22 protein-coding genes and 3 pseudogenes are annotated in these 26,652 nt (G+C 59.8%); 14 read left to right on the forward strand and 11 right to left on the reverse strand.

Features of this window, described 5'->3' with window-relative positions; genetic code table 11:
• The first annotated feature begins 26 nt into the window (after positions 1–26).
• From U5A67_RS25540 to U5A67_RS25585, 10 genes are all read left to right on the forward strand, one after another.
• Positions 27–1,658 (forward strand): APC family permease, encoded by a 1,632-nt coding sequence (locus tag U5A67_RS25540; protein ID WP_321816732.1) that lies wholly within the window; start codon positions 27–29, stop codon positions 1,656–1,658.
• Between the two features lie 107 nt (positions 1,659–1,765).
• On the forward strand, positions 1,766–2,605 hold the full coding sequence (locus tag U5A67_RS25545; RefSeq protein ID WP_321816673.1) for a polysaccharide deacetylase: 840 nt from the start codon (positions 1,766–1,768) through the stop codon (positions 2,603–2,605).
• Positions 2,602–3,675 (forward strand): C45 family peptidase, encoded by a 1,074-nt coding sequence (locus tag U5A67_RS25550; RefSeq protein ID WP_321816672.1) that lies wholly within the window; start codon positions 2,602–2,604, stop codon positions 3,673–3,675. Before U5A67_RS25545 ends, U5A67_RS25550 begins: the two co-directional genes overlap by 4 nt.
• Before the next feature lie 23 nt (positions 3,676–3,698).
• On the forward strand, positions 3,699–4,118 hold the full coding sequence (locus tag U5A67_RS25555) for a VOC family protein (RefSeq protein ID WP_321816671.1): 420 nt from the start codon (positions 3,699–3,701) through the stop codon (positions 4,116–4,118).
• On the forward strand, positions 4,115–4,915 hold the full coding sequence (locus U5A67_RS25560) for an SDR family NAD(P)-dependent oxidoreductase (RefSeq protein WP_321816670.1): 801 nt from the start codon (positions 4,115–4,117) through the stop codon (positions 4,913–4,915). Before U5A67_RS25555 ends, U5A67_RS25560 begins: the two co-directional genes overlap by 4 nt.
• A 26-nt stretch (positions 4,916–4,941) precedes the next feature.
• Positions 4,942–5,973 (forward strand): Rieske 2Fe-2S domain-containing protein, encoded by a 1,032-nt coding sequence (locus U5A67_RS25565; protein ID WP_321816669.1) that lies wholly within the window; start codon positions 4,942–4,944, stop codon positions 5,971–5,973.
• Positions 5,970–6,932, forward strand: coding sequence for a PDR/VanB family oxidoreductase (locus tag U5A67_RS25570; RefSeq protein ID WP_321816668.1), 963 nt, complete (start codon positions 5,970–5,972; stop codon positions 6,930–6,932). The genes U5A67_RS25565 and U5A67_RS25570 overlap by 4 nt, the downstream gene beginning before the upstream one ends.
• 48 nt (positions 6,933–6,980) lie before the next feature.
• Positions 6,981–7,763: a gamma-glutamyl-gamma-aminobutyrate hydrolase family protein gene (locus U5A67_RS25575; RefSeq protein ID WP_321816667.1), complete on the forward strand. Its 783-nt coding sequence runs from the start codon at positions 6,981–6,983 to the stop codon at positions 7,761–7,763.
• Between the two features lie 84 nt (positions 7,764–7,847).
• A complete protein-coding gene (locus U5A67_RS25580; protein WP_321816666.1) occupies positions 7,848–9,347 on the forward strand; it encodes an aldehyde dehydrogenase in 1,500 nt (499 codons plus the stop codon).
• Positions 9,348–9,369: 22 nt separating this feature from the next.
• On the forward strand, positions 9,370–10,506 hold the full coding sequence (locus U5A67_RS25585; RefSeq protein WP_321816665.1) for a porin: 1,137 nt from the start codon (positions 9,370–9,372) through the stop codon (positions 10,504–10,506).
• A gap of 142 nt (positions 10,507–10,648) precedes the next feature.
• On the opposite strand, the gene U5A67_RS25590 is transcribed toward U5A67_RS25585, so the two are convergent.
• Positions 10,649–11,605 carry a LysR family transcriptional regulator gene (locus U5A67_RS25590; RefSeq protein WP_321816664.1) on the reverse strand — a complete coding sequence of 319 codons (957 nt, stop codon included), beginning with the start codon at positions 11,603–11,605 and terminating at the stop codon, positions 10,649–10,651.
• 357 nt (positions 11,606–11,962) lie between these two features.
• Between U5A67_RS25590 and U5A67_RS25595 the strand changes: the two genes are divergently transcribed.
• From U5A67_RS25595 to U5A67_RS25605, 3 genes are read left to right on the forward strand one after another with little or no spacing between them, the layout of a single operon-like run.
• Positions 11,963–13,399: an NAD-dependent succinate-semialdehyde dehydrogenase gene (locus U5A67_RS25595; protein WP_321816663.1), complete on the forward strand. Its 1,437-nt coding sequence runs from the start codon at positions 11,963–11,965 to the stop codon at positions 13,397–13,399.
• A 13-nt stretch (positions 13,400–13,412) separates the two neighbouring features.
• Positions 13,413–13,742 (forward strand): carboxymuconolactone decarboxylase family protein, encoded by a 330-nt coding sequence (locus U5A67_RS25600; protein ID WP_321816662.1) that lies wholly within the window; start codon positions 13,413–13,415, stop codon positions 13,740–13,742.
• 14 nt (positions 13,743–13,756) lie between these two features.
• Complete coding sequence (locus tag U5A67_RS25605) at positions 13,757–14,743, forward strand: NAD(P)H-quinone oxidoreductase (protein ID WP_321816661.1); 987 nt, start codon at positions 13,757–13,759, stop codon at positions 14,741–14,743.
• A 405-nt stretch (positions 14,744–15,148) separates the two neighbouring features.
• Here U5A67_RS25605 and U5A67_RS25610 read toward each other — a convergent pair.
• The 10 genes and pseudogenes from U5A67_RS25610 to U5A67_RS25655 form a co-directional block, all read right to left on the reverse strand.
• A pseudogene (locus U5A67_RS25610) lies at positions 15,149–15,237 on the reverse strand (IS200/IS605 family transposase); the annotation flags it as partial.
• A 285-nt stretch (positions 15,238–15,522) separates the two neighbouring features.
• Positions 15,523–16,929 carry a hypothetical protein gene (locus tag U5A67_RS25615; protein ID WP_321816660.1) on the reverse strand — a complete coding sequence of 469 codons (1,407 nt, stop codon included), beginning with the start codon at positions 16,927–16,929 and terminating at the stop codon, positions 15,523–15,525.
• Positions 16,926–18,098: a radical SAM protein gene (locus tag U5A67_RS25620; RefSeq protein WP_321816659.1), complete on the reverse strand. Its 1,173-nt coding sequence runs from the start codon at positions 18,096–18,098 to the stop codon at positions 16,926–16,928. The genes U5A67_RS25615 and U5A67_RS25620 overlap by 4 nt, the downstream gene beginning before the upstream one ends.
• Before the next feature lie 35 nt (positions 18,099–18,133).
• Complete coding sequence (locus U5A67_RS25625; RefSeq protein ID WP_321816658.1) at positions 18,134–19,990, reverse strand: RiPP maturation radical SAM C-methyltransferase; 1,857 nt, start codon at positions 19,988–19,990, stop codon at positions 18,134–18,136.
• Positions 19,991–20,009: 19 nt separating this feature from the next.
• On the reverse strand, positions 20,010–20,987 hold the full coding sequence (locus U5A67_RS25630; protein WP_321816657.1) for a radical SAM protein: 978 nt from the start codon (positions 20,985–20,987) through the stop codon (positions 20,010–20,012).
• Positions 20,988–21,090: 103 nt separating this feature from the next.
• Positions 21,091–21,312, reverse strand: a complete 222-nt coding sequence (locus U5A67_RS25635) for a hypothetical protein (RefSeq protein ID WP_321816656.1) — start codon at positions 21,310–21,312, stop codon at positions 21,091–21,093.
• Between the two features lie 116 nt (positions 21,313–21,428).
• A complete protein-coding gene (locus U5A67_RS25640) occupies positions 21,429–21,629 on the reverse strand; it encodes a hypothetical protein (protein WP_321816655.1) in 201 nt (66 codons plus the stop codon).
• Positions 21,630–22,275: 646 nt separating this feature from the next.
• Positions 22,276–22,410, reverse strand: a pseudogene (locus tag U5A67_RS25645) (transposase); the annotation flags it as partial.
• A gap of 31 nt (positions 22,411–22,441) precedes the next feature.
• Positions 22,442–23,728, reverse strand: a complete 1,287-nt coding sequence (locus tag U5A67_RS25650) for a HupE/UreJ family protein (protein WP_321816654.1) — start codon at positions 23,726–23,728, stop codon at positions 22,442–22,444.
• A 9-nt stretch (positions 23,729–23,737) separates the two neighbouring features.
• Positions 23,738–24,961, reverse strand: coding sequence for a DUF3500 domain-containing protein (locus U5A67_RS25655; RefSeq protein ID WP_321816653.1), 1,224 nt, complete (start codon positions 24,959–24,961; stop codon positions 23,738–23,740).
• A gap of 555 nt (positions 24,962–25,516) precedes the next feature.
• On the opposite strand from U5A67_RS25655, the pseudogene U5A67_RS25660 reads away from it, so the two are divergent.
• Positions 25,517–25,741, forward strand: a pseudogene (locus tag U5A67_RS25660) (IS110 family transposase); the annotation flags it as partial.
• Positions 25,742–26,652 lie beyond the last annotated feature (911 nt).

The raw sequence follows: 26,652 nt of genomic DNA on the forward strand, positions 1-26,652 counted from the left end.
TCACGATGAACGCCCAAGACGATGTGATGGCGAGCGCTTCGCTAGCATCTACTCATGCGGATGCGGGTATTTCAGCCACAGCAGGCGCGCAGAGCGGCGAACTTCATCGCAACCTCGGCTGGAAAGACGCGTTTTGGGTCACGAGCGGTGTGCCCGTGGGCGTGTTGTTCACGATCGGTGGCGTGGCCGCGACAATCGGCCAGCCGGCGTGGTTCGTCTGGGTGCTGGCGATCCTGATTGGCTTCGCGCAGTGTTTCACCTACGCCGAGATCTCGGGCCTCTATCCGCACAAGTCGGGTGGCGCTTCGGTGTATGGGGCCCTGGGCTGGGTGCGATACAGCAAGTTCGTCGCGCCGGTCTCTGTCTGGTGCAACTGGATCGCATGGTCGCCGATGCTCGCGCTTGGCACGAGTCTCGCTGCAGGCTACACGCTCAGTTGCCTGTTTCCAGCCAACGCCGCAATCAATACCTGGCACCTCACGCTGCTCGATTTGGGTTTCATCACCAAAGGGCTGACGCTGCGCATCAACGCGACCTTCGCGCTGGCGCTCGGATTCCTGCTGATTGCGTTCAAGTTGCAGCACGCGGGAGCATCGGCGGCGGCGCGCACGCAACGTATCCTTGGCATCGCCTCGCTCGCGCCGCTGGTGCTGGTCTCGCTAGTGCCCATCTTTACGGGCGATATGCCCTCGGCCAACTTTTTGCCGATGCTGCCGCTCACGCACGACGCCACCGGCGCCGCTGTGATGGGACACTGGAACGCGGCGGGAATCAGCACGGCGATGGGCGCAATGTTTCTGGCGTGCTGGTCCACTTTCGCGTTCGAAACGGCGGTTTGCTATACGCGTGAATTCCGCGACCCAAAGAGGGACACGTTCAGGGCGATCTTTAGCTCGGGCCTGCTGTGTCTGTTCATGTTCGTCGTTGTGCCGATCGCGTTTCAGGGCGAACTCGGGCTCAAGGGCATGCTTGCGCCCAGCGTTGTAGACGGCTCTGGCGTGGGCGCGGTGATGGCAGGTTTCGTGCGCGGTGGCGCGGTGGTGTTCAACGTGATCGTCGTGATGATGGTGCTGTCGATTCTGCTGCTCGTCATGACGTCGATGATGGGATCTTCACGCACGCTCTATCAAGCATCTGTCGATGGCTGGCTGCCGAAGTACCTCTCGCATGTGAACGGACATGGCGCACCAACGCGCGCGATGTGGACCGACCTCGCGTTCAATGTTGTGTTGCTGCTGATGTCGGATTACATGACGGTGCTGGCACTCTCCAACGTCTGCTACATGATCTTTGTCTTCCTGAATTTGCAGTCGGGCTGGATTCACCGGCTTGACCGCGCCGACTGGCCGCGGCCGTATCGCTGCCGCAACTGGGTGCTCGGACTCGGCGCGTTGTGCGGCTTCGTCGATCTGGCCTTCGTGGGCGTAGGCGCAAATTTTCAGGGCGAAAATACCTTGCGTAATGGCCTGATCGCGATGCTGCTGATCGTACCGGTGTTCTGCTATCGCCACTATGTGCAGGACAAGGGCCACTTCCCCGAGTCGATGCGCCGCGACATCGAACTCAAACATCCGCGTGCCGGCATCCTGCCGTATCTCGCGCTCGCCGCGGCCGTTGCAGTGGTCTGGATCGGCGCGAAGCTGACCGTGATTAACTGACGCGCCAGGCGCTCTCCGCTGCCTGTTCTGTTTGTGGTCTGCGCGCGTTCTGGCGCGCGGAGGGGGAGCGCTTGCGCCTTCACTTTTGTAACCTGCGAGTTTTGACGATGACGACTCATCCGATTGCCACGCCTAAGTGGCCCGAAACGAAATCGACTGCCGTGTCGCTGACCTTCGATGTCGATGCCGAAGCGGGCTATCTCGGCGAAAGTCCGAGCTATGCTCGCCGCCTGACCAGCCTTTCGGAAGGGCGTTTTGGCGTGGTGCGCGGCGTGCCGCGTATTCTCGAACTGCTGCGCCGCCACCATATCGCCGCGACCTTCTTCGTGCCTGGTCACACGGCGCAGCGGCACCCCAGTCTGGTCGCCCAACTGCTCGATGAGGGCCACGAAGTAGGGCATCACGGGCATATGCATCTTCGCAGCGACAAGTGCACACCACAGCAACAGGCCGAAGAAATGCACGCCGGTCTTGACGCACTCGCGAAAGCAGGCGCGCCGAAGCCGGCGGGCTATCGCTCGTCCTCGTGGGAGTTGACGCCGGAAACATTCGAACTCCTGATCGAAGCGGGATTTCGCTACGACTCTAGTTGCATGGGCGACGACCGCCCGTATCGCGAGACCTGGGAGGGGCGCTCGATTTTGGAGTTGCCGGTGCACTGGTCGCTCGACGATTACCCGATGTTCGGCTGGAGCATCGACAACGGCGGCAATTTCAGCGCGCCGCGCACGCTGGTGGATACGTGGCTGGCCGAATACGAGTCTGCGCGCCGGGACGGCCGTCACACGACCTTCACTATGCACCCCGAAGTGATCGGACGTGGCGCACGCTTCGATCAACTGGAGCGCTTTGTCGAGCGCCTCGTCGCGGACGGCGATGTCTGGTTCGCGCGCCTCGACCACGTCGCGCAATGGGTCGAACCGCGTCTCGCGAAGGAGGCGGCATGACGATCGTGTTCCGTTCGACGGCGCTTGAACCTGCTGCGCGTGGCCGCGAATTTGGCGCAGCGCATGCCGCGAAAGTGCGCAGCGGCATCGCCCGCTATCGCGCGCTTTTCGAACGCGCCGCGCTGCGCCCCTTCGACATGGCCGAGCTTGGCGCGGCGGCGCTCGCGCAGATTCGTGCCTTCGCGCCGCCGCTGTTCGAAGAGATCGCCGGGATTGCCGACGGGGCGGACGTAGATGTGCGGCTCGTCGGCGCGATCAATGCGCGCACCGAAATTCTCGCGTATGTCGGGGCACCGCTGCGCGGCGAGTGCTCGACGGTCGTGCAGGTCGACGCCAATGGCGCGCGTCCCATCGCGGTGCAAACCTGGGACTGGTACGCAGAATTCGCGGATCAATGGCTCACCTGGGAGATTCCGCACGTCGACGGCCACCTGACGACGACGGTGACCGAATACGGCATCGTCGGCAAGGCGGGGGTGAACACGCGCGGCTTGGGCGTGCATTTCAACATCCTGCATCACGAACGCGATGGCAAGAGCATAGGCCTGCCTGTGCATGTGGCGTCGCGCTGGATGCTCGATACCTGTAGTGCCCTTGACGACGCCATGCGGCTGCTGGCTTCGGCGCCGGTCTCGGCATCGTCGTCGCTGACAGTAATCGCGGGCGCGGACGGCAGTAGCGCTGCGGTCTCGGTCGAGCTTTTTCCGGGCGGGCCGGGCTACGTCTTTCCTGATGCGAATGGGCTGCTCGTGCACACGAATCATTTTCTGGCATCTGCTGCACAAGCCGGCGACACCGAGCCGCGCCACTACCCGGACACGCTCCTGCGCCACGATCTGCTGACGCGGCGGTTGGCCCAACGCGAGCGTTTGAGCCAGCTGCAGGTGATCGGCGCGATGAACAGCCACTTTGGCGCGACCACTGCCGTGTGCTGTCATCCCGACGCCCATGCGCCCGAGAGCGGCCAGTACGCGACGCTCGCGACCATCGTGCTGGATGTCTCGGCGGGACGGCTCGACGCGCTGCTTGGCGGCCCGTGCGCTCACGTCCGTTTGCCTGCCGCTGACTAATTTTTTCAATAAGGACTACGAATATGCTGAAACTCAAACGACTCGACAATATGGACATTCTGACACCGGACGTCCAACGGCTCGTCGACTTCTATCACGGCACACTCGGGCTCGGTTTTTTCCTGCCTTATGTAGCAGAGGAGCACTGGGCTGCGATCGAACTGGGCAATGTCACGCTCTATATTTTCCGCACCGAAAACGCCACGCCGGTCGAACGCCGCACTGCGGTCAATCTCAAGGACAAGCCAGGTCTCGACTCGTTCGCGTTCGAAGTCGAGAATCTGGACGACGCCATTCGCACGCTCGACGGCAAGGTTCAATGGGTGACGGACGAACCGATTGAATGGCAGCATCCAAACGGCACCCATTACCGCTACCGCCCGATGTTCGACCCGGATGGCAACATGCTTTACGTGACCGAACCGCACAAGGTGCACGCATGAGCGCGGCAGCACGCACGGCGCCTGCAACGGTGCTGGCGCTTGATGCGCAGGCAGGCTGGCTGGCGGGACGCGTCGCGCTCGTGACCGGCGCGGGGCGAGGAGCGGGGCGCGCGCACGCGCGCCTGCTCGCACGACGCGGCGCGGCGGTTGCAGTGGTGGATATCGACGTCGACGTTGCGCACGCAACGGCCGATGAAATCGAAAGCGAAGGCGGCCGCGCGATTGCGATAGCCGCCGACATCACGCGCCGCGAACTTGCCGAGCAGGCGATTCATGAAACGACTGATCGCCTGGGTGCGCTCGACATCGTCGTGCATAACGCTGGCCGCATGTATTCGCTCACAGGTCTCGAAGGGACGGACGATGTCGACTTCGACGCACTACTCGAAATCAACGTGCATGCGCCGCTCTTTCTTACGCGCGCCGCGCTGCCTCATCTGCGTAAGAGTAGCGCGCCGCGCGTCATCTTCATCAACTCGCAGTGGGGCCAGGTACCCGACGGTCACTCATACGCCTACATGGTGGCGAAGGCAGCACAACTGGGCTTGATGAAAACGATGGCGAAGGAGTTTGCGCGCGAGGGCATTCTCGTGAATGCCGTCACGCCCGGCGCGATTCTCACGCGCATGGTCCCCGATGACTGCGTTGCGAACGAGCAGGCCGCGATTCCACTCGGACGCCTTGCGCATCCCGAGGAGATCGCTAGCACAGTGGCTTTTCTCGCCTCAGACGAAGCCGCCTTCATCACCGGCCAGTCGATTGCAGTCAATGGCGGCGCGCTCGTCGTCGGCGCCTGATTTATCCCTTGTTTCAAGAGGTTTTCATGTCCACGCAAGCTTCTCTTCGTATCCAGGCCGAACGCGCGTTGCGCCGGCAATGGTTCCCGGTCGCACGCTCGGCCGATCTGGCGATGCCGCAAAGCGCCACGCTGCTCGGCCAGCGGCTCGTGGTCTGGCGCACGGCATCGGGCCAAGCTGTCGTGCAGGACGCGCGTTGTCCGCATCGTGGCGCGGACTTCGCACTTGGCAAGGTGCACGGCGAAAGCATCGCGTGTCCGTATCACGGCTGGCGATTCGCGGCCCACAGCGGAAAATGCTCGCATATTCCGTCGCTTGAGGACCAGTGCAAGATTCCGCCCAATGCAGCGATTCATACGTATCCCGTGATTGAGCGCTTCGCGCATGTCTGGACCGTGCTTGAGACGCCAGCGACCGAACTCTACGATCCCGCGCATTGGCGCGAGCTCGAACTCGACTGGCTGGCGGCCACGCCGCTCGAATCGCCGACGGGCGTTGCCGTCGCCATCGAAAACTTCCGTGATGTGGCGCATTTTCCCTTTGTTCACGAAGTTTCAATGGGGCCGTCTAAGCAGGTGGTCGAACCGCTCAACGTGCGCCGCGAAGGACTCGATGTTTGGATGGAGCGCAAGCTCGACGCGGGCGAAGGCGATTGGGCCAACGACGGCGATTGCCTGATGCAGTACCACTGTGGCGCGCCCGGCTTCGCTTCGATCACCTATCACTACGAGCGGTTGGGCAAGCGTATTGTTGCGGGCTTTCCGTCGCCGGTCGCTTATGACGAAGTGCGCATCTTCTGGGGCGTGGCGAACGAGCGCGGTTATCGCGGCGCGGATCTCCAGGAGTGCCTGCGCATCGAGGAAATGGTCTATCTGGAAGACATGCCGGTGGCCGCAACGATCCAGCCGCGCGAGATCGATTGGGACGCACGTGTAGTCGAACATTCGGTACCAGCTGACCTTTTCACGCTCAATTACCGGCGTGCATTCCGCGAGTTCATTGAGCAGGCAAAACCGCTGGCGCCCGTGTTTCCCGTCGATGTGAAGGCGGCCGTATGAGCGCGCAAGCCGCGGCTTTCGAGGCGCGCATTGTGGCGATGCGCCTGGAGGCCGATAACGTGATGTCGGTCGAACTCCGCGCAACGGACGATGACGCGCTGCCCGCGTGGCAGCCCGGCGCGCACGTGGATCTCGTGCTGCCTTCCGGGCTCGTGCGTCAGTACTCGCTGTGCGGCGATGCGCAGGACCGTCGCTACCTGCGCATCGCGGTGTTGCGCGAAGCAGCGGGGCGCGGTGGCTCGCGCGAAGTGCATGATGTACTGCGCGTGGGACAGAGCGTCACGTTGCGTGGGCCGCGCAATGCGTTCGAACTTACGCCCGCCGACGACTTCTTGTTTGTCGCCGGCGGAATCGGCATCACGCCGCTCATGCCAATGTTGCGCGCGGCGCAGCGCGCGAATGCGCGCTGGCGCCTGCTTTACGGTGGCCGCACGCGCGTCTCGATGGCGTTTGTCGACGAGCTGCTGGCGTGGGGCGGTGAGCGCGTATCGATCCTTCCTGCCGACGAGACGGGCCTGCTCGATCTCGATGCGGTCGTTGCCGCTGCGCGAGCCGGTGCTCAGGTTTATAGCTGCGGGCCAGGCGCGCTGCTCGACGCGCTGGGCGCGCGCTTCGACGCGGCGGGTCTTGCTCCGCAACTCCATGTCGAGCGTTTTGCCGCTGCACCACCTGCAGCCGATGCTCAAACTCAGGGCACACTGCGCGTGTTCCTTGCGCGCAGCGGGGCGCAGGTGGACGTGCCGCCCGATTGCTCGGTGATGCACGCCTTACGCGCGGCAGGATATGAAGTGGCGTCGTCGTGCGAGCAGGGCGTGTGCGGCATGTGCGAAACGCGCGTGCTGGATGGTGTTCCGGATCATCGCGATCAACTGCTGACCCAAAGCGAACGCGAGCGCGGCAACGTGATGATGCTCTGCGTCTCGCGCGCGCTGACGCCGACGTTGACGCTCGATCTCTGATCATTCGTGAGTGGATCGTCAATGTAATCGAAATCGAGGTAATCAGGAATGCAAACAGAGTATGTCGTAGGGATCGTCGCGGATCGATCGAGGATCGGGGCGCACGGGGTTCACGCGACCCATGACAAGTATGTTGCGCCCGTGATTGACGCAATGGGTGCGCTGGCGGTGCTGTTGCCAGCATGCGGTGGGCGGCAGCCGCCGGAGGCGATCCTGCGTTGCGTCGATGGTCTGCTGTTTACAGGCAGCTATTCGAACGTAGAGCCGAATCTATACGGTGACGCGCCCAGCGCGCCGGGCACGCTGCACGACCCGCAGCGCGACGCCATGGCGCTGCCGTTGCTGCGCGCCGCGATAGTGCGCGGCGTGCCGGTGCTCGCGATCTGCCGCGGCTTTCAGGAATTGAATGTTGCTTTCGGTGGCACGTTGCATCAGGCGGTGCACGCGGTGGAAGGCTACGCCGATCATCGCGAGAACCGCGAAGCGTCGCTCGATTCGCAATACGCACCGGCCCACGCGTTGTCGATCGTGCCGGGTGGCCTGCTGGCCGCGTGTTCGGGCGGCGCGCTGGAGGCACGTGTGAATTCGTTGCACGGGCAAGGCGTCGCGCAGCTGGCCGACGGGCTGCGTGTGGAAGCTCGCGCACACGATGGCCTGATCGAGGCCGTGAGCGTGGTGCACGCGCGTGCGTTCGCGCTGGGAGTGCAGTGGCATCCCGAGTGGCAGTACGCGGATCAAGCGCTATCGCGGGGAATTTTCGCTGCATTCGGCGCGGCTTGCCGGGACGCGCGCGAGGCTAAGGAGGCCGCACAAGCCTGCGGTACGCATTGAGGGTAACGAATTGGAATGGCATGCCTTGCTGCGCATGACGATTGATATCGATGTCATAAGCATAACGAAAAGATGGAAACGCATATGGAACCGACTCTGAACCACCGCGCGGCAGACTGGTTCGCGTGGCGCGAGGCGCTCGCGATCGAGACGCGCCTGTTTATCGACGGCGCTTATCGCGAGGCCGCGAGCGGGCAGCGTTTCGACTGCATTAGCCCGATCGATGGCCGCAAACTGTGCGAGGTCGCCCACGCTGGCGCGGCTGACGTCGATGCGGCGGTCGCTGCGGCACGGCGTGCATTCGACGCGGGTGTCTGGGCCGATCGCAACCCGCGCGAGCGCAAGGCCGTCTTGTTGCGCTTCGCAGCGGCGGTGCGCACGCATCAGGACGAACTCGCGCTGCTCGAAACCCTCGACGCCGGCAAGCCGATTGCGGATACGACCACTGTCGATATTCCCGGCGCGGCCTATTGCCTCGAATGGTTCGCGGAGGCGATCGACAAGACTGGCGGCGAGGTCGCAGCAGCGGATAACCATTTGCTTGGCCTTGTTACGCGCGAACCGGTCGGCGTGGTGAGCGCAATCGTGCCGTGGAATTTTCCGCTGCTCATGGCCGCGTGGAAGTTCGCGCCCGCGCTCGCGGCGGGCAACAGCGTCGTGCTCAAGCCTTCGGAGAAATCGCCACTTAGCGCCATCCGCATCGCGCAGTTGGCGCATGAGGCGGGCATTCCGGCTGGCGTGTTCAACGTGGTGTCGGGCGATGGCGAGACGGGTAAGCACATTGCTTTGCATCACGACGTGGATTGCGTGGCTTTCACGGGATCGACGGGCGTGGGCAAGCAGATCATGCAATACGCGGCGCAGTCGAATCTCAAGCGCGTGTGGCTCGAACTCGGCGGCAAATCGCCGAATATCGTGATGCCCGATTGTCCTGATCTCGATCGGGCTGCGCGCACGGCGGCCGCCGCGATCTTTTACAACATGGGCGAGATGTGCACCGCCGGATCGCGGCTGCTCGTTCACCGCTCGATTCGCGAACGATTCATGGCGAAATTGCTCGACGCGACGCGCGCATGGCAGCCGGGCGATCCACTGGACCAGGCCACGAAGATGGGCGCGATCATCGACCGGGCGCAACAGGAGCGTGTTCTTGCGTTGATCGAAAGCGGTCGCGCTGAAGCCACGCTACTCACGGGAGGCGCGCTGGTGCGCGGGGAAACGGGCGGTTGCTATATCGAGCCGACCATATTCGAGACGACGCCCGCTTCGCGTATCGCGCGTGAGGAAATTTTCGGTCCAGTGCTTGCGGTGATGACGTTCGATACCCTCGATGAGGCAATCAAGATTGCGAACGATAGCGAATATGGACTTGCCGCCGCCGTATGGACCGCCGACCTCGCCACGGCGCATGACGTCTCGCGCCGCCTGCGTGCTGGCACCGTCTGGGTCAATTGCTACGACGAAGGCGGCGACATGAATTTCCCGTTCGGCGGCTATCGGCAGTCGGGCAACGGGCGGGACAAATCGCTGCATGCGCTGGAAAAGTACACCGAACTCAAGTCGACGCTGCTACGGCTGCGTTAAACCATTCGATAGGGACAAAGCAATGAAAGCGAAAGCTGGGGTGCTGGCTGGACTGTTGTGCACGTCATTGGGCGCGCAGGCGCAGAGCAGCGTGACGTTGTTCGGCGTACTGGACGAGGGCTTGAACTTCACGAGCAATGCAGGTGGCCATCGCGCGTGGCAAACCGCGAGCGTGGATCTGGCGACGAGCCGTTGGGGAATCAAAGGCAGCGAGGATCTCGGCGGCGGTCTGCACGCCATCTTCGATCTGGAGAGCGGCTTCACCATGGACGACGGCAAGCCCTACTACGGTGGCCGTCTGTTCGGCTACCAGTCGTATGCAGGGCTGCAATCTGACCGCTTCGGCACACTCACCTTCGGCCGTCAGTTCGACTCAGTCACCGACGTGATTGGGGCAATGACGGCTAACGGTAGCTGGGGGGGCTATCTGTTCTCGCACCCGGTCGATAACGACAATACCGATGCCACCTGGCACGCCGGGAATGCGGTTAAATTCACATCGGCGAACTACGGCGGCTTGAGCGCGACGGCGCTCTATGGCTTCGGGAATCAGGCAGGCAAGTTCGCGAGCAACCGCGTATTCAGCGCGGGCGTGAATTATGTACTGGGCACGCTCACGATGGGCGCGGTGTATGAGGATTTGTCGTTGCCGGGCACCACTGCGGTGGGCAGCATTGCATCGGACGATGCCAATTTCAGCGCAGGCAATCAAAAGATCTACGGTCTGGGCGCTAGCTATGGCGTCGGCGCGGCCGTGTTTGGCCTTGTCTATACCCATGTCGCAATCGAGAAACCGGCTTCGTCGCTCTACGTTGGAGATTTCGATGCGAATACTTCGAAACTCAACTTCGATAACGTCGAACTGAATGCGCGTTACAACCTGAGCGACGCAGTGTTGGTGGGTGCAATGTACACATATACGCGTGCGCATCTGGGCCGCAGTAGCACAGATGCATCGCGGCACTGGAATCAGGTTGGCGTGATGGGCCAGTATCTGCTCTCGAAGCGCACGTCGTTGTACGCTCAGGCGGTGTACCAGAAATTGAGTGGCGGGGACGGTAGCACGCCGCTCGATACGGCCTATGTGCTAGGGGCGGCTGGGCCTTCGTCGAACGGGCACCAGGTCGTCGCGCGGGTGGGTGTCTCGCACTCGTTCTGAGCCGGGCGTTCGACCTTCGATGACTGCTGTCACCAATACCTCCATGTACATACGGCGTTACACAGTCGAACCGCTTCGTGTTGGGCCGCGGTGTCAGATTAGGGTTTCAGGTACCAGGGCGCAAATGCGTACGCCGATTGTGCTAGCGCCCTGTCGAAACGGAGTCGGCAGGCTCGATGTCAAGTTCTTTGGCGTAGGCGTTCAGATACTCCCCAACACATGTCTTCAAGGTTTCGACGAAGCGCTTGATTTTTGCGTCGACGAACTGTCGAGACGGGTAAACAGCATAAACGTTGCGAACCTGCGTGTGGTACTGCGGCAGTATGCGTACGAGCGCGCCGCTGCGCAGATCATTCATTGCTGAGAACGCCGCGAGGAGGCCGATCCCTGCCCCGTCTCGAAGCGCTTGTGACATCGAATCCATGTCGTTGACGCTGAAGTACGATCCGGTGGGGCGGAAGGTGGCGTTGCCTGCCGCGCTCTCAAGATGCCACTCGTCGGGCGCGTAATCGACTGTGCCGAGCAGAACGCATTGATGGTCGATGAGGTCTTCCGGGCACGTCGGCGCTGGATGGGCCGCCAGATACTCCGGCGATGCTGCGAGGATGCAATGGCTGCTGCCGATATTTTGGCTGACGTAGGCCGAGTCGGGCAGCGTCCGCGCAATCACGATACCGACATCAAGTTGTTCTTCGAGCAGATTCGGCATGCGCTGGGACAGCATGAGGTCGACCGAGACCTCAGGATATGAGCTGCGGTACGCCATCACGGCGCGAGTCACGAGATTGCGCCCAAGTCCGGGTACCGAGTGGACGCGCAGCGTGCCGCGTGGCTCAAGCTGGGCATCTCGGGCCTCGGCCTCCGCATACTCTACATCGGTCAGGATAGCCACGCACCGGTCGTAGAACCGCCGCCCCGCATCAGTGATAACGAGGCGGCGCGTCGAGCGTTGCATTAGCCTTGTGTCCAGCGACTCCTCAAGCACCGATACTGCGCGCGAAATGTTTCCCACTGTCGTATCGAGATGGTTCGCGACGGCTGTAAAGCTGCCCATCTCGACGACTTTTGCAAAAACCGACATGTTATATAACTTGTCCATCCGACCTATCCCATTCGTCTGAATTCATCGTCTCGGCCCCGCGCCGAGCGGCCCACTTGCCATGGAACGTGGCTGACTTGCCATCATAGGCGAGCGCCGCCTTGCGTGTCGGTAAGCGTAACCGCGCGGAGGGCAGGGATTTTCCCTCTCACGGAAACAATCATTCCTCGTACCTTGGCTAAAACCGACCGGGCTTTGTGCCTAGACTGGGTTCCGCAGACGGGCAATCACTGACAGCTGCACGCCGAAGCCGTTTCCTCCGACCTCGCTCGACATCGCAACGCCGGGGAAGCTCGAATAGTTGTCCACGTATAAACGTGGAGTGATTCGAATTACTAATTATTTTGAGGTTAAATAATGAACGCTCACTACGAGTCTCTGTATCTTTTCATCAACGGCGAATGGATTGCTGCCAGCGAACGCGATACCGCTCCGGTCGTTAATCCCGCTACGTTGGAGGAACTGGGCCGGGTGCCGCTTGCAACGGCTTCTGACCTCGAGCAGGCATTGCAGACAGCGAAGCGTGCGTTCGACGTGTGGCGCAACACGGTGCCGGCGGAACGCGCACGTATTCTTAAAGATGGTGCGAACTTGATCCGGGAGCGTGCCTCTCACATTGCCGAGCTGCTGACACTGGAAGAGGGCAAGCCGCTTGCCGAGAGCCGCGATGAAGTGCTGCGTGCTGCCGAATACTTCGAGTGGTTCGCAGAAGAAGCGCGTCGTATCGACGGTCGCGTTGTTCCGTCGAATCGCCCTGGTGTGCAACAACTGGTGAAGAAGCAGGCCATCGGGCCCGTCGCCGCTTTCACGCCGTGGAATTTCCCGGCAATTACGCCTGCTCGCAAGCTCTCCGCGGCGCTGGCTGCCGGCTGTAGCGTCATTATCAAGCCGGGCGAGGAAAGCCCGGCGACGGCGCTCGCGCTTGCCCGCGCACTTGACGATGCAGGTTTGCCCAAGGGCGTGCTGCAGGTGGTCTTCGGCGTTCCAGATGAGGTGTCGAAGACGCTGATTGCTTCGCCGATTATCCGCAAAGTGACGTTTACCGGCTCGGTTCCTATCGGCCGACTGCTCGCCGCGCGGGCCGCCGCAGGTGTGAAGCCTATTACGCTCGAACTTGGCGGTCATGGCCCCGTGCTCGTGTTCAAGGACGCCGACGTCGAACGTGCTGCTGTCGAAGGTGCTGCGAACCGCTTCCGCGGCACAGGCCAAGTCTGCATCTCCTCGACTCGCTTCCTGATTCAGCGCGAGGTCTACGACGAGTTCGTTGGCCACTTCGTGTCAGCTACCCAAGCGCTCAAGGTCGGCGATGGCATGCAGCCCGGCACGCAGATCGGCCCGCTCGCGAATTCGCGGCAGATTGCAAAGATGGAAGAACTCGTCGCAGATGCGGTGGCGCACGGCGCAAAGGTGCTGGCCGGCGGCAAGCGCATCGCGGGTGACGGCTACTTCTTCGAACCGACCGTGCTCGCCGAAGTGCCAGTGGACGCTCGCGTGATGCACGAGGAGCCTTTCGGTCCCATCGCGGTGCTGATGCGATTTGACCAGTTGGAAGACGGCCTCGCGGAGGCGAACCGCCTGCCGTACGGTCTTTCGGCCTATGCGTTCACGAACAACGCACGCACTGCGCTCGACGTCGGCGACGGGCTGGAAGCCGGGATGATTGGCATTAACCAGTACCGCATCGTGTCCACCGAGCTTCCGTTCGGCGGACTTAAGGAAAGCGGAATCGGCTCCGAAGGTGGTGCCGAAGGTATCCAGTTCTATCTGACTAACAAATTCATCAGTCAAATCTGAGGAGCACCCAAACATGTCAAAAGCCAATTTCGACAGCCCGCGTGAAGACGCGCGCGCGTTCACGCCGAAGCTCGCAGCCCTCGTCGACGAGGTGCTGTTTCCGCAGATCTGGGCCGACCCTGCTCTTTCGCCGCGCGACAGAAGTCTCGTGACCGTCGCCGCCTTGATTGTTGGTGGCCACCACGACGAGCTTCCTGCTCATCTGCGCCGCGCCGTGAGCAACGGCGTCACGCGGGAACAACTCGCAGCAACGATTACCCACCTCGCGTTCTACGCAGGTTTTCCGGCAGCTATCTCGGCTTCCGCCGCTGCGCAATCGACGCTCAGCGATTTTCAAGCATAACAGGACACGCAACCATGAAAGCCATCACATTCAACGAATTCGGCGATGCCGATGTTCTCAAACTCGCCGACGCTCCCAACCCGGAATTGCGTCCCGACGACCTGCTGGTCCGTGTGCACGCAGCAGGCGTGAACCGCGCTGACCTTACGCATCGACGTGGCGGTTACGGCCGCCCGAATTTCGGCGACTCAACCATCATGGGGCTGGAAATCGCAGGCGAGGTGCTGGAAGTCGGCGCATCGGTTGAAGGTTATAAGGTGGGCGACCGCGTGATGGGTGTGGTCGGTGGCGGCGCGTATGCCGAAATTGCCCGCATCGACTGGCGCATGGCGATGCCGATTCCGGAGCATCTCGATTACGTCCACGCCGCGGCCATCCCCGAGGTGTTCGTCACGGCGCATGAAGCGATGATGCATCTGGGCCGCCTCAAGCAAGGAGACTCTGTGCTCATTCACGCGGCGGCGGGCGGCGTCGGGTCCGCTGCGGTCCAAATGGCATACGCGACCGGGGCGACGGTGTTCGCGACCGCCGAGGCGTCGAAGCTCGAACGCGTTGTTCAACTGGGCGCCGACAATGCCATCGAGTACCGGACTGAAAACTTCGCCGATGTCGTGGCGCAGAAGACTGATGGACGGGGTGTCGATGTCGTGATTGATTTCGTGGGTGAACCGTACTTCGCTCGCAATGTCGCGTCGCTCGCGCACGGCGGACGTCTAGTGCAAGTCGGGATTCTGGGTGGGGGCGGACAGGTCAGTGTTGACCTAGAGACCATTCTGTATCGCCACATCCAGATTATCGGGACAGTCATGAAGTCGCGTGCTCAGGCGGAAAAGCACGCCATGGTGCGTCGCTTCCGCGAGCATTGGCTGAACCGTTTTGCCGGTGGTCGCAGCCTCGAGCCCGTGGTGGACAGCACGTTTTCGCTTGAACATGCGTCGGATGCTCATCGGCGCATGGAATCGTCGGCGAACGTTGGGAAAATCATCCTGACGATGTGCTAAGCGTCGAACTGCAGCGCAGCCTGCAAACTGGAGACGTTGAGCAGGTGCGCGGCGCACACACTCTCGTCCTCCTCGTGAATTGAAGAGTGCGTCATCGCACTATCAGCTACGTTTTGGGGCCCATATAGGAATACTGCATGGAGTCTGGGCCCCCTTCGATGACGATTATCTTTATACATGAGTCAGAGCTGCCGGGGACCACCAGCTTCATTGCGCATGATCGAAGTGACCTTGATAGTGGCCTCGAGTCACGTCGGGTCGTATCTTTGTAAGCGCAAGGGAAACCCTTTGGATTCCGCTGCGGAGGGAGTTTCGTACGACTCGCTGCTAGAAACTATCAACAGATGTGCGGGAAGTCCCGGAGCTGAGTCCGGGGGCGAGAGCATGGACGCCGAAGGCGTCCTGGTGGGGCGCTTGCTGCTCCTCAATGTAGCGCAGAAGGATATCTATCGGCGCACCGGCGCATGACGAGGCAAAAAATAGCTCGGGAACCACTATAGCTCCCGCCGCTTAAGCCGCGGATGGAGCTACGCGAATGGAAGTGCTTGACCCAGTGTCCACGCGGCGACAGATGACCCAGGAACGTGCGATAGGCGATGGCATCTTGGGTTGTGAGCGAGGGCAGCGCAGCTGCGAGCGACGCGGCGTAATTGGTGATGTCGTTGCACTAGCTATTGCAGTGACGCACCTCGTTTGAGGAGATGCTGGAATCCGCGGGAGTGACAGTATCTTGGCTCTATTCGACAGGAGTACGATTGGCGACCGGAGCCGCCTGCCGCCTATATGAATCCTTCGACCCTTGCAGAAACCCGCTTAGCGCGCCCGGCATCGACCCGAAGTCCCGCGGCGGCTGCAAGGCGGTTGATATTGGAAAAGCGAGCGAGCGCACGATCAGTTGTGACGATAACGATGGCATCTGCCTGCATTGCGGCTAGCCTGGCGAAAAGCTCTCGCCGGCTTTCGGGCGAGGTATCGGCCAGGCGTTCTGGGTCGAGCAGAACCACCCCTGCCTGTGCCTGAAAATGTACGAGCGCCTCGGATTCCGTGATCCAGTCCCCTACCGCGAGCCGTGCGGTGGTATTGCCCAGCCGCTCTTGCGCGTTCGTTACGAGGGCGGGCGATGGGTCGATTCCGGCTATCTCGCGCGAGGGCCGCATAAGTGCGGCTAGTTCAAGTAACAAACCATCTCCGCAATCAAGGTGAACAACGGGGCCCGGGGATCGCGCAAGTAACGATGATTGTTCCCAAACTACCGTACTCCAACGAGATCGCCTTGCAAATTCATCGGCGAACTGCCCGTTGTAATCTTCATGTTTAGACTTTGTGATCGCAGGCGAGGCATACCACCGCCTACGGGAGGGGGGCGAGGCCACCGCCTGCGGGGAAACTCGTCCCGGTGCGCGATAAGCGAAGCGCCATTCGGGTGTCGTGATTTCGATGACGCCCGAGCGGACGGTAGCGTGCGTGGGTATGTCGCTAAATGTTTCCCAAAGCGAAGCCTCACCCGCAAACCCGATTTCCCTTGCCAAATCGGAGAAGTGCGCTACGGCATCCTTCGACGCAGTGCAGGCGGGGCTGCAAGGCACGTGACGTAGCGGTCCTAGTCCGAGTGTGGCCAGTGCGGCCAGCGGCGATATCGCTCCGTTTTCGGCCAATGTCTTCGCGATGGGATCGCGCCAACCTGCATTCAGTGCCTGCGACCATGCGTGCGCACAACAGGTCGGAAATCCCCGATTAAGCAATAGCGATGTAGACAAGGAGTCGAGCGATGTTTCCTGTGCGCTGTCTTTCCGATTTGCTGCGATCAGAAGGCCGTATACAGCAAATTCGCGAATGTCCAATTGCGCACTTTCCTGCGTCGCCGGGACTTGTAGCAGGGCGTCTGGTGCGGTCTCGCGTACCGATACCAATAAGTCCGCGTGGTTTGCATGGTCGAGCATGGCAGGCAGCGACGCGAATGGCACCCAGACTTGCGTCGCACCAACAATCCCACGCCGAACGGCTTCGAGTTCAGTTGATAGTGTCGCTTGCGCGCTGCGCTGGAAATTGGCGTGCCAACGGCCTTGCGCCTCTTGACTTGTGAAATTGGCACGCGCCCGCGTGTGGGTAGCCAGCCTATGCATATCCGTTTTCGTTTCCGGAACGATCAGCCGTGGCCAGTTCAACGATATCGCGGATGCATTCATGATCGTGGTGCCTCGTTGCGCATATCGTCCAGCAAATCTTCGAGCAATGGCTCTTCCCCTACCGCCCATGCGTCAAGCATCATTGACTCGAGACGTACTCGACTCGGTGAAAGGCTCAGGGGCGACCTCCCGCCGGCTTCCAACCCGAGCTCGGCATCCTCGAACAATCCGTACCAGACGGCGCAGTCGCTCGATCGCAAGCGCCAGTCTCCATGAATGGCGGTGCCGGGACAGTTGCCTTTGCACATCAAAAAGAAGCGGCAGCCTGCGCAGCCGCCATCCGACTGAGCCGTCTCATACAGCGCCAATTGCCGTTCGAAGCCTCGACGCTGCGTTGGCAGATAGGCGATTCCTTCCTTGTTAGTTCGCCCGCAATTGGACGGCGTGCCATCGCCTTCCACACCCATGACCGCACGAGTCGAATAGGTGTCGCAAGCATGGAACACGCACGACGCGGCCGAATCGTGGCCTATCAGCATTGCCTCGATTTCCTTGAAGACATCGAAACGAATCGACGTGAACGATGCTTCCAGTTCACGTAGCGTCCGCATGGCGATCAACTGTTCTTCGACACTCATATGCAAGTGTGCCGTCTGCTCCGCGTTGTCTCGTTCAAGCAAATGCAATCGCACGCGCTGAACCCCCAGCCGGTCGAGAAACTGCAGCCACGTGCAAAGCCGTGTCAGCCGTTCGCCCGCCGCGTTGAGCCGATGCAAGGTAATGATGACTCGCGGTGGCGTACCCTCGCGGCAGAGCGTCTCGATGACGGCCTCCGTCATCGCCGTCGCCCGTCGAGTCGAGATCAAAGAACCAGCCCAGCGCTCGTCGTTCATTTCGCCGGGGCCGTCGATTGATACTCCGACGTTTACGGAATAGGAAGAAAAAAGCTCTAGATCAGCCTCTCTCACCAAGGTGCCGTTCGTCTGCATACCGACGGTTCCGTGACGATGGTGGCCGAACTCGAGCAAGCGTCGCAGATCGGACCGCTTGGTGAGCATGACCTCGCCACCAAAGAGGCTGAATGGTTCGCCGATTTCTTCGAGCTTGCTGATGACGGCGTCGACGTCATACTGAATTTTGCCGGTTTGACCCTCGCGAGCGGCCTGTTGATAGCAGTACTTGCATTGGATGTTGCATTTGTCGCCCAGTGGTCTTACTTCGACGGTCATTGGCGGCCTCCTATGGACAGGCGCTCGAGGCAGTACTATGCGAGATAGCCAAAGGGCAAATCTGCGCGTGCTTGTTCATCGACTTCTTCCTTTCCGGCCATCGCGGGTAGGGACAGCATGCGCGGCCCCTGCTGCAGCAAGTATCCTCGGGAGCAAAGCGATACCAGGGCGGACTCGACCGCGTCGTTTGATAAATGAGACGTCAACTTTTTGAGGTCTTTTTCGACGCGTGGCGAGCGGCATAAATCGAGCAAGGCTACTTCAGCTTCATTGGCCAAATAAAATGGTTCGCAGGCTACACTGCGCGAATCTTCGATCAGGTAGCCTCCGTCCACCGGGAACGCGCGCAACACTGGTGGTGCTGGCTCGTCGAACCAGCGCGCTCGCCAACGCTTGACAGCCGAGCGCAGCTTTTCCAAATCCTGTTCGGTTGCAGAGGAGGGAGCCTCGCCGTCGAAAAAGTAAGCGAGGTTAGAAAGCGCTTCATCGGGAATTTGATAGATCGCCGCGTACGACCTGAACGGACGAACCGAACGAAAACCGATCATCTCAGCTTGTTCATAGTTCGGACTGAATCGATCGAGACGGATGCGGCCGCACCCGACAGGTGGCTGTAAGTGCTCGATCAACGGTACGATTTCCGCTGCGGCATCGTATTCCTCGGAGGGTTCCTCCGGAAATCCGTAGAGAATCGACCAGATCACACCCAAGCCGAGTTCACGGCAATTTCTGAGCAGGCGGATGTTCAGCAATCGATCCACGCCCTTTCTCATCAGCCGGAGAATCGGATCTGAGAGGTTCTCGATGCCGGGTTGAACCCATGTCACTCCGGAGCGTGCTAAGGTCCTCAGCTTATCTTCATCGAAGTTGGACTTGATCTCGTAAAACAAGTTGAACCCGCGTTGCTCCTTTGCCATCGGTTCGAGGACATTCGCAACATGCTTGGGGCTCAGGATATTGTCGGTTGCGGCCATGCGCGCTATCTCATGCCGCGCAATGAGCGTTTCAAGTTCATCTAGTACGCGGCTCGATGATTTCTCGCGGAAGGTCATGCCCTCAGCGTTCAGCCCGCAAAAGGTGCAATGATGCTTTTGCCCCCACCAACAACCTCTTGATGATTCGAACGGGATGGATGGGTGCACCCTATGGTGCTCTTCCAATTCGGATAATTGGGCAAAAAAATCGCTGTAGTCTGGAATGGGCAGTTCGTCTAGATTTCGAGTCGGACTGGTGGCAACGACGCCATTGCGCAGCGGGAGGGAAAATTCGGCGTCGTGCCGAGTGGCGTTTCGTTGCAGGAGTGCCTTGACGAACGGTGCGAACGTTTGATCGGCTTCGCCGGTGAAAACGTAATCGATTTGGGGGAAATGCTCGCGGAGCACGGTGCCCATTGGACCATGACAATTCGCTCCACCGAAGCAGACGAAGATGTCCGGACTCGAAGCCTTGACGGCAGCCGCGATCGCGAGCGAAGCGGCGGTTTGTTCGAACATCGTTGTGAATCCCACCACGCGCGGCCGAGACGCCACGATTTTCTCAGCTGCGAATCGCACGAACGACTGCGCGTATTGGTCACGCAATGCGTCGAGATTACCAATGCCGGCTTTGTCAAGCGCCCTATGACGTTCGCGCTCGTACGTTTCATCCACCGCGCGAATCGGGTTCGTACTGAGCGCTTCGGCGAAGAACCAATCACCGATCAGCAAGTGACTGGGTAATCCGCCGGCAAGACATTCGTTCAAATCGAGTCCTATCCACTGAGCGAATGTGAGGTTCAGGTAGAGCGACGAGGAAGTCAGGCCAGAGCGAGTCAGCGTCGCCTGCAGCAAGCCCAGCGCAGCGGAGGGGCGCACTACCGACATGACCGGCGCCGATACCAGCAAAACGTCCATCGCTATCCCCGCGCCGTAGCTATTCGACGACGCTGCGTCGTGGATTGACGGGCTTTTCTCGCTGCTCGGCGAGAGCTCGGGCTCGCGAGAGCAAATGGATCGAGGAGTATAGACGGTCGCATGCCGTGCATACGCCGTCAAAGTCTTCCCGTTGTAGTGGAGATGGATCGTCCGCGGTTGTCTGGACGATCACCTCCACGGGGCCCTCGCTGCGGATCCATTGAAGGAGCGCGTCGCCTTCGGCTTCCTGCATCGCTCGATTCAGGCCGCTCTCCCGAACGTGCCCCACGGCCATGGTTTCGCGATGGGGCAGAACACCGCAGCACGGATACACGTTTCCTTCTGGGTCAACCTGAAAATTGCGGAGAACCGACGTGCACGGTCCGCGATAGGCGTACTCCCAGCGTTTGCGCAGTTGGGCCCGATCGGCGTCAATGTCAGCGGCGCGCCCCGTTGAGTTGATCGCAGTTTCGTAGACTTGAACGCTATCGTCAAGCTCGAGGGCGGTGCACAACCACTCGGGCGTGATCTGCGAATCCGGCTCGACCACCACGGCGATTCTTGCCTTCAGTCCTGCTTCGATCGCAGCCCAGACGGCGTTAGCGATGTGCGAGATCTCCAGGAACTGCGCATGGGCATCATCGTACGAGAGCGTTATCTCCGAGAGACCCGCCCCCTTGAGCTTTGCCACCACACCCAGCGCACGCTCCCGAGACTTGGCCCAAAATGCACTCGTGGTGATGCCCGTGTGGAGGCCCAGCCCGGCCGCGTGCTCAATTGCTTCGCGAACGAGCTCCGGATGCAGAAGAGGATCGCCGCCGACGAAATGAACAGCGTCGAATACTCGTGTGGCTGCAGCTTGTGAGATTGCGGCTTTAATATCATCGAGCGATAAATGCCCGATTTTTGACATATCCGACGAGTAGCAACAGTGAGCGCACTTCAGTGGACAACGCAATGTGACATTGATGACAAGGGCGATTGGATCGTTCTTCATCGGCGCTCTCGCGAGTATACGCACCTAGCTCGTTGCGAATCGGCGAGCGCCTCGACAAACAAGCGGCGCTCGCAAACTGCCCGGTACCGCTCCTGCTATTCGATTAGGCGTCGATATGGATAATCGCGGCCTGCCGTGGTTTGCTCGCGGCAGCGACTGGTTTCGAACGAATCATTGCTTCGACCTTGTCGCTGATTTGCACGCCACATTGAGCGAGATAGGCCTTGGGGTCGGCCGAAATCGCAGATGCAGACGGCGGATTTGCTTGCAATGAATTTACTGCCTGTTGAGCCTTGTCGAGATCGATGATCACGTCGTTACTCATTTTGCATTCCTTATAGTTTGGTTTGCACTTTACTGGTGCAAGTTGGCAGGCGATCAAACGCGCGTGCCGCTGGGAAGACGGTAGGCGTGAGTTTGAAACACAATATCGATTTTCCCTCAGGCGTCGATATGAATGATTGCGGCCTGCCGCAGCTTGCCGCTTGAAAGCGGTTTGCTACGAAGGGATGCAGCGAGTTTTTCGGTGATTTGGACGCCGTGCCGAGTCAAGAACGCTTTTGCTTGTTCTGTTTGTGCGGACATAGACGGGGAATCGTTGCCTTGCATTCCCTCGATGCTGACAGCCATATCATTACTCATTTTCATGTCCTTATGGTCGAATGAAAATTTCGTGGTTTGGCGGCATTTTCACTTCCTTTTGTGAAGAATACTCCACACATAGCGACCTTGCCGTCAACTGCGTGTCGCTAAATCAATCGAAGTTTTGGCGATCGCTCGGTATGAGTTGTGTGCATGTGGTGACAGTCGATATGCAGATCTCATATCGCATCGAAGCCATATTCGGAATGCATATGAATTAATTCGCCTGATAACTGCGGAGAGGCGCAATGCCAATACAATCGGCATTTCCACGAGTCCTTGAAAACGGCGTCATTGCTCGGACATCGACAAGAACGGCTGTCGACGAATAGATGAACTGCAGATTCGCCGCGATGTGCGTCATCGCTCCCCCTAGCGTCCTCGATGTACGTGACCACGATGCTGGCGATCACTCCCGGCGCAGCGTCGAGCGCTACTGAGGCCGCTGTTATCGACGATAGCGCACCCGACGCGTCCATATTTGGGCATAGACACTAATCGCCAAGTATCTCAGTCGTTCGTAGTCAGGTTATCTTGAACAATCGGCGAGCGACACTGCCAATTCTGTTAGGTACCCAGGCCGGACTGAGTAGTAGTCTCTTGACATCCTCCCCGACCTTTAGGCGGGGAGGATGTCAATTGAGTTGACCCCGTGCCGACGGGCAACGACCGAAACCGTTGCTCCCGGCTCAACGGTTTCCTGCACGATCGCCACTTTCTCTTGGAACGGACGTCGAAGACGGTGCTCTGGCTCGATCGGAGATTCAAGACGTTCTACAATTTGCCTAAGCTTGAAACTAGTCAATGAGTTGTTATAGAAACTCAGGATCACGTGAAGGTGTCGGCGCACGGCGTATCGCGAAAGCCATGAGCGAACACAATGCCAAAACAACAACCAGATAAGGAGCAGCCGGCATGATTTCATCGAGCATTCGTGAGACGAAATTCGGGAATCCAGTAATCCGCTCCACCATCCACGCAAGCGATGCAACGGCTGAAAAAGCTGCTCCCGCTGTGCGGACCGCCGTATAGCGTCCTGCTTTGGCGAGCAGTATCAGCCATGGAACGACCGCTGCAACAACCGTTAACTGCATGAACTCAATCCCGAGATTGAAGCCGAGGGCAGCAGCAGCGCGATGCCAGCCATCGAGCCCGTTGTTACGCAGAACCTCGCTGAACGAAAGCCCGTGAATCAGGCCGAAGCCGACTGCAACCCAAGTTTCCTTGCCTCGAAGAAGCGGGCGCCACGCGTGCAAAGCCGAAACAAGGATCGACAACGCAATGGCGATTTCGACCGGCTGTGAGGGATAGTCGAGGTTCGTCATGGTGCCGACAATCAATGACGCAGAATGACCGAGTGTGAAGGCAGTAACGAGCGCAGCGAGCCCGGCGATCGTGTGCCGGACGCCGGCGTATGAGCCCCAACGCCCGCAATCCCTGCGCAAAGGCGATGGCAGGAGCAGGGTGAGCAGGAACAGCAGATGGTCGGTACCTTCGGCAATATGCTGCACTCCCATGCGGAAGACACCCCCGAATCCATGCCAAAACGAGCCGGTACGGCGATCGATGTCGATTCCGGAAGTGAGCCACCGGATCGTGCCTAGCAATTGCGGATTCTGCGAAAACACACCGTTTTGCCAGTCGCTATGTGCGAAGACGAGAACGGTATGCGTCATGACTTCGTGGTTAATGACGCTGTAGTTGAGGCGTAATTGTCTGACTGGCGCGCCAGGTGGTGGAATCAACCTGAGCGACGCGTGCAGATCGATCGGTGAGGCGTCTTTCGATGCCGCGATTTCCAGCGATTCCACTTCCACATGCCACGGGCGTCCGTCCGGCGCAACAGCCTGAACATGGGCGAGGAGATACGCAGGAAGCGCATGCGGATAGCGCCGTATAGTTTCCATCGGCGCATCCATGACTGGATGTTTGAATCCCAGCTCAAATTGATCCAGCGGCGCATCGATCTGCATGGCGACATCGCGATGGTCAAAATCCAGTAGAACGGCCGTGCCGGGCAGCGCGTGAGCGAATGCCGATGACGCCAGCATCGCCCACAGCAACAACCCGTCACGAATCCATTCCCGAAGCGCGCGCATAGTGCTTGCCTAGAACGAAGTACTGCCCGAGCCGAACTGGCCGCCGTAGTCCGCAATCTTGTCGCGCCAGACACTGTGATAATGAACTTCGCTCGAATAGACGACGCCTTGCTGCACGACGAATTCAATCCATACGCGTGGCCCGTCGACGCGTAGATAACTATGTTCCGTCGTGGTGCCAGAAGGGAAGGCGCTGAAATCGGCGGTTCCGCTCGTGCCTGGCGAATATCCCACGTAGGTTGAAGCCAGTGCTGTAGACGATTCATAGGTGGACAACAGCGAAGTCGCGATGTCACTCGGCATCGTATTCACGTAGGCTTCGATGAGTGCGCGAACGTAGCTTTGAGTCGTGGTGTCCAGACTCGAATAAAGAATGCCGCGATTCGTAGTCGGATACGCAAGGGCACCGTAATTCGAGTCGGCGCTATTGACAGCGCCCGCGACGACATCGTTATAGGTTCCACTGAGTTTGGCCGACGAAGTGTAATTTCCATTCGCCTGCAGTGTTGTGGCGAGGTTATAGACCGCGGCGCGCTGTGTTTCGAGCGGCGCGTGCTGAGTGCCGGAACTCGAGGCCGTCACGTTGCCATTGACCGAAATCGTGCCGCTGGACGACACCACCCAGTTTGGCGGCTCGACGCCGATAAAGGCTGGTGAGCCGCTGACGTAGGTGGAGTTGTACATGATGTTGTAGGCCAGATGGTGGCCCGTGATCTGCAACATCCACGCCGACGTGGTGGATGGCGTACCGAGGATCGCGATCGAGTAATTGGCCGAACCGTAGGTGCTGCTGCTTGTACCGAGGACATCGTCCGCGCGGCGAATTTCGTCTTGCTCCGTTTTGCCGGCGGTGCTGAGCGCCGTCGCCATCAGGTTTTCGGCAGCGGTCAGTTGTGCGGTTGTCAAGGTGCTTGTATTCAGACGCAGACCGTGACGATTGCCTGGCAGATTAGTCCAATAGATAGCGTTGTCTTTGGTCAGATCGAATACCGCCGTACTGGTCGAACTTGTCGAAGTTGCAACCGCTTTTTGCGTATCGCTGAGAGTCGTGAGAAACGTCTCGGCAGCGGCTACCACGGCGCTGGTTCCACTGCCCTCGCTTGCTCCCGCGCCGACGAGATTTGTCGTCGCCGAAGTGGTGCTTGTCGTGCTGTCACTCGACGTCGAACTGCTACTAGACGTAGAGTCGCTCGATGATTCATCGCTACTTCCGCCACCGCCGCAAGCGTTCATGAGTAGCGCAGAAGCGATCGCGACAGCGCAAAGCTGAAGTGTCGTTGGAACCATGTTCTCCCCCTGCTCTAAGACTATTATCTGAATTGCATGACGGTGCCGTATCGGGATACTGCTACAGCCGAAACCACTTTTTCGATCCCTCTCCGGGCGACTGGAAAATCGTAAGCATCATTGATTATCGGCATTCTCCGAGACAAGAAAGCGGTTGAAAACACAATCCTCATAATCTCCACAGTCTGCACAATCTCCACATTTTGTCTTGGGTAATAGGGTAGCCGCTCTCATGAGCGAAGAAGTAACTCCAAATTCACCCGGCGATAACTGGTCTGTTCCGCCGAAGATAAGGGGGAAGGGCACTTATCTGGCATTTGGGGCGATGGAGGGGCGCCTGTGTGCTATCGCTGCATGTATCCAAAGTGAATCACCGCAGCCGGAAGTCTGTGCGATCGATGTTTCTAGTTATGATCGTCTTGTCGAACGTCGAAAATCCGATCCTAAGCGGTCGAGGCGAGCGAGCTAAGGGACTTTCGCTTAGAGAATGAAAGGGACTTCAAGGGCGGCGACGCCTATCTACGGGGCCTGTTGGTCAACGGCGCCCGCGCCGTTATAGCCAGCCTCGGCGAGAAACAGGATCGCTTCAGCCGATGGGTCCGAACCTTGGTCGAGCGCCGGGGCTACTGGCGGGCCGCCATCGCGATTGCCGCAAAGAACGCGAGACTGGCGTGGGCCTCGTTGAAATATGGCGAGGACTTCAGGCTCGAACCTTCGGCAGAGTGAGTTCGACTAGAGCGGTCGGTCAAGCGACGCCTGGACCGGAGCGCGGACATCATGAGCACATAGAAACGCTTGTGCTCAACGGGGAGGCCCTTGTAGCTTGTTCGGTCCCGTACCGCATGACCTAAGAGCTGCTGCACCTTCTCGACATCGTGCTCTTGTTCAACGAGATTACTGGTAAAGGAGCGTCGGCCCGAATGGTTTAATTAATATACAGAAGGCAGCGTATTAGTTGCTCCTTCGGCCCTTCGGGCCAACCCCCCGTTAGCACGAACGGGCGGCAATTTCCGTGCCAATGGGGTAGGGAAGCCTCGCACGCCCTTGCGAACATTGAAGACGATGGCTTGTCCTCACAGATGAATAAATGTTGGCCGCGGAACTCAAAATTCTTGCGATCTGCGAGCGACCCAGCAAGAGGACGCTCGATGCCATCGTTACCTTATTGAGGTGAGTGGGGCCGCCCTGGTTGGCGCCCTCGAAGAATTCCTTCGACCGAACCCTCAGATTCAAGTGCTGGGCTCCTACGCCCGGCGATACTGAGCGTCAGCGTGGCCGTGGCAATTTCTCCGACTGCGCTTTCGAAGCAGACGGGTGCCTCGTCGACGCATGAGGTGCGCCGGAGCATGCCTCGGGGTACATCTGTCGGCGGAGCAGGGATTACGAAAGGAGCGCGCTTCGTCCACGAGTGACTGCGGAGCCAGCCCTCGTGGTCGGTCTTCCGCACGATGACGACCGAGTGCTTCTCGTTGATATGCCGTTGCTCACTGCAGTGCGCGCGTCCGATATCGCAACTATGGCCGATGAAAAGCTTGCGCCAAGAATTGGTGACTCCCTCGTGCTTGCAGCGCGCACACATTATGACCGGGGAACGATGAATGGCTGACCGCTTCGCCTGAGCGCACATAAGTTCGCCT

The sequence above is a fragment of the Paraburkholderia sp. J69-1 genome (assembly GCF_905220255.1).
Classification (GTDB): domain Bacteria; phylum Pseudomonadota; class Gammaproteobacteria; order Burkholderiales; family Burkholderiaceae; genus Paraburkholderia.

Bases quoted from the DNA above. Each gene is read 5' to 3' on its own strand.
- U5A67_RS25650 (WP_321816654.1), bottom strand. From the start codon at position 23,728: ATGCGCGCGCTTCGGGAATGGATTCGTGACGGGTTGTTGCTGTGGGCG.
- U5A67_RS25580 (WP_321816666.1), top strand. From the start codon at position 7,848: ATGGAACCGACTCTGAACCACCGCGCGGCAGACTGGTTCGCGTGGCGC.
- U5A67_RS25630 (WP_321816657.1), bottom strand. From the start codon at position 20,987: ATGAAGAACGATCCAATCGCCCTTGTCATCAATGTCACATTGCGTTGT.
- U5A67_RS25615 (WP_321816660.1), bottom strand. From the start codon at position 16,929: ATGAATGCATCCGCGATATCGTTGAACTGGCCACGGCTGATCGTTCCG.
- U5A67_RS25550 (WP_321816672.1), top strand. From the start codon at position 2,602: ATGACGATCGTGTTCCGTTCGACGGCGCTTGAACCTGCTGCGCGTGGC.
- U5A67_RS25635 (WP_321816656.1), bottom strand. From the start codon at position 21,312: ATGAGTAACGACGTGATCATCGATCTCGACAAGGCTCAACAGGCAGTA.
- U5A67_RS25625 (WP_321816658.1), bottom strand. From the start codon at position 19,990: ATGGACGTTTTGCTGGTATCGGCGCCGGTCATGTCGGTAGTGCGCCCC.
- U5A67_RS25555 (WP_321816671.1), top strand. From the start codon at position 3,699: ATGCTGAAACTCAAACGACTCGACAATATGGACATTCTGACACCGGAC.
- U5A67_RS25640 (WP_321816655.1), bottom strand. From the start codon at position 21,629: ATGAGTAATGATATGGCTGTCAGCATCGAGGGAATGCAAGGCAACGAT.
- U5A67_RS25565 (WP_321816669.1), top strand. From the start codon at position 4,942: ATGTCCACGCAAGCTTCTCTTCGTATCCAGGCCGAACGCGCGTTGCGC.
- U5A67_RS25605 (WP_321816661.1), top strand. From the start codon at position 13,757: ATGAAAGCCATCACATTCAACGAATTCGGCGATGCCGATGTTCTCAAA.
- U5A67_RS25575 (WP_321816667.1), top strand. From the start codon at position 6,981: ATGCAAACAGAGTATGTCGTAGGGATCGTCGCGGATCGATCGAGGATC.
- U5A67_RS25545 (WP_321816673.1), top strand. From the start codon at position 1,766: ATGACGACTCATCCGATTGCCACGCCTAAGTGGCCCGAAACGAAATCG.
- U5A67_RS25595 (WP_321816663.1), top strand. From the start codon at position 11,963: ATGAACGCTCACTACGAGTCTCTGTATCTTTTCATCAACGGCGAATGG.
- U5A67_RS25590 (WP_321816664.1), bottom strand. From the start codon at position 11,605: ATGGACAAGTTATATAACATGTCGGTTTTTGCAAAAGTCGTCGAGATG.
- U5A67_RS25560 (WP_321816670.1), top strand. From the start codon at position 4,115: ATGAGCGCGGCAGCACGCACGGCGCCTGCAACGGTGCTGGCGCTTGAT.
- U5A67_RS25585 (WP_321816665.1), top strand. From the start codon at position 9,370: ATGAAAGCGAAAGCTGGGGTGCTGGCTGGACTGTTGTGCACGTCATTG.
- U5A67_RS25540 (WP_321816732.1), top strand. From the start codon at position 27: ATGGCGAGCGCTTCGCTAGCATCTACTCATGCGGATGCGGGTATTTCA.
- U5A67_RS25620 (WP_321816659.1), bottom strand. From the start codon at position 18,098: ATGACCGTCGAAGTAAGACCACTGGGCGACAAATGCAACATCCAATGC.
- U5A67_RS25600 (WP_321816662.1), top strand. From the start codon at position 13,413: ATGTCAAAAGCCAATTTCGACAGCCCGCGTGAAGACGCGCGCGCGTTC.
- U5A67_RS25655 (WP_321816653.1), bottom strand. From the start codon at position 24,961: ATGAACGCTTGCGGCGGTGGCGGAAGTAGCGATGAATCATCGAGCGAC.
- U5A67_RS25570 (WP_321816668.1), top strand. From the start codon at position 5,970: ATGAGCGCGCAAGCCGCGGCTTTCGAGGCGCGCATTGTGGCGATGCGC.